2 protein-coding genes are annotated in these 1,717 nt (G+C 23.7%); one reads left to right on the top strand and one right to left on the bottom strand.

The window, feature by feature from the left end; genetic code table 4:
• Positions 1-211: 211 nt before the first annotated feature.
• Positions 212-1,363: a hypothetical protein gene (locus P695_RS0104795; protein ID WP_028127083.1), complete on the top strand. Its 1,152-nt coding sequence runs from the start codon at positions 212-214 to the stop codon at positions 1,361-1,363.
• Positions 1,364-1,450: 87 nt separating this feature from the next.
• Here the strand turns inward: P695_RS0104795 and P695_RS05715 are convergent.
• Positions 1,451-1,717 (bottom strand): transposase (locus P695_RS05715; RefSeq protein ID WP_035026624.1); only part of this gene is annotated, 267 nt, incomplete at its 5' end.

Below are 1,717 nucleotides of genomic sequence, written 5' to 3'. Positions count from 1 at the left end.
ATTGATCAGAATATATTTTTCTAATTTTCATTTTTCCTCCTTACGCAAAAGGACACCTCCTTTTTCAAGGCGGTGTCCTTAACATACTCTAATCTCAAATTTTGAGATTAAAAATAAAGTTATTTTTTCCGAATTTCATTTACGTTCAAAACAAGAACTTAATAGTGAAGAAAAAAAATTATTAAAAGAACAAATTAAGGGTAGCGGTGATATGGAAAATAAATTAAATTTTATTCCGGATACATTAGTTCAAATAGACACTTTGAATGAACAACAAAAATTATTTTTTGTAGAATTTAAAATTGAGAAAGATTTTAAATTATGTAAGTTAGCAAATGACTATCTCAAATTTAAATATTATACTCAAAATGCTAAAGCAAATATAAGTTTTGTGTACATTACGTTGAAACAACAAAAAATTGATAATTTGAAATTACCATTTATAAATATAAATGGAAATAATGTTGATTTTATTGATAAAAAACTCGATGTAGATAAGATTAACAAAGATGCTAATATTTTTGTATTTTCTCCAATGTGAAATGATGGTGAGCCTAACCCTTCTCCTAAAATTAATTTCAAAACTTTAATACTCAGTCAAAAAATAACTAATGAAATTGAAAAACAAAATTTAAATCTTGAAAATGATTCATTTGCATTAAACGACTATTTAAAATATATCTCTAAATTTAAATTTGGAAAAGAAGTTATATTTGCAAATGTTATAAAAAAAAGTTTTAACAAAATTAATGAATTGCATATTTCACTCCTTAATTTTATTAATAATAATGAATTGGGTATTCCTTTACCGGAAGAAACATATTTAACTATAAAAGAATTTGCTGATGATAATGTTTTAAATATAGAAAATTTTATTACTGAATTTGCAGAACATTTAGATAATAGTATAGTGAAAAAATCAATGGATAACACTATCAATCGTGCTGAGTATAATGTAACTTATAAGAGAAGTCTTTGGATCATTTTGATAATGGAAAAATTATCAAGAGATTTAGAATTAGGAATATCATTTTTGCAAGGCAATATTTTAAAATCAAAAGAACTTAAAGATGCAACAATTTTAATATATAAATTAGATAGCAATTATAAAAATTCAACACCAAACTTTAATAAGCTTGCTTTAGGGGTTGTTCATTATATAAGAAATTTATATCTTTCTGTTGGTTATTTAGAAGATGGGGAGTATGTATTTAAAAATGAATATATTTCATACAACTCAAATACTAAAATTAAGAAGTATTTTGAATCAATTTTTAAAGAATTAAAAATTCTAAACAAAAATGAAAAAATTCAAATAGATGATTATGTTTTAGGTTTGAGATTACTTAAAACAATACTTTAATAAAATATACTCTGAAGAAAAAAAGATTAATTCAGAACAACTTTAATTGGGTCTTTACCGATTTTTGTGTAAATTCATTTTTACTCATTATTCAAATACGACCCTCCCTTCAAACATTATATAAAAGTGGGCTAATGCAGAACTTCAATTTTTAGGTTGCATTGTTCATTTTTTTTCGATGTTTTTGATAGCCAAATAGAATGATTTAAAGATAGCGTTATCATTCGGAAAAATGCGTTTATTTTTAGTAAATTTTCTTAATTGCCCATTCAAAGATTCAATGGCATTAGTGGTGTAAATAATGCGACGAATTTCAGGTGGAAATTGTAAAAAGAAAACTAAATTATCTCAATT

The organism is Williamsoniiplasma lucivorax ATCC 49196, from assembly GCF_000518285.1.
Lineage (GTDB): Bacteria > Bacillota_I > Bacilli_A > Mycoplasmatales > Mycoplasmataceae > Williamsoniiplasma > Williamsoniiplasma lucivorax.
Note: the sequence above shows the minus strand (reverse complement) of the source record. Positions and strands in the feature narration are given on the sequence as shown.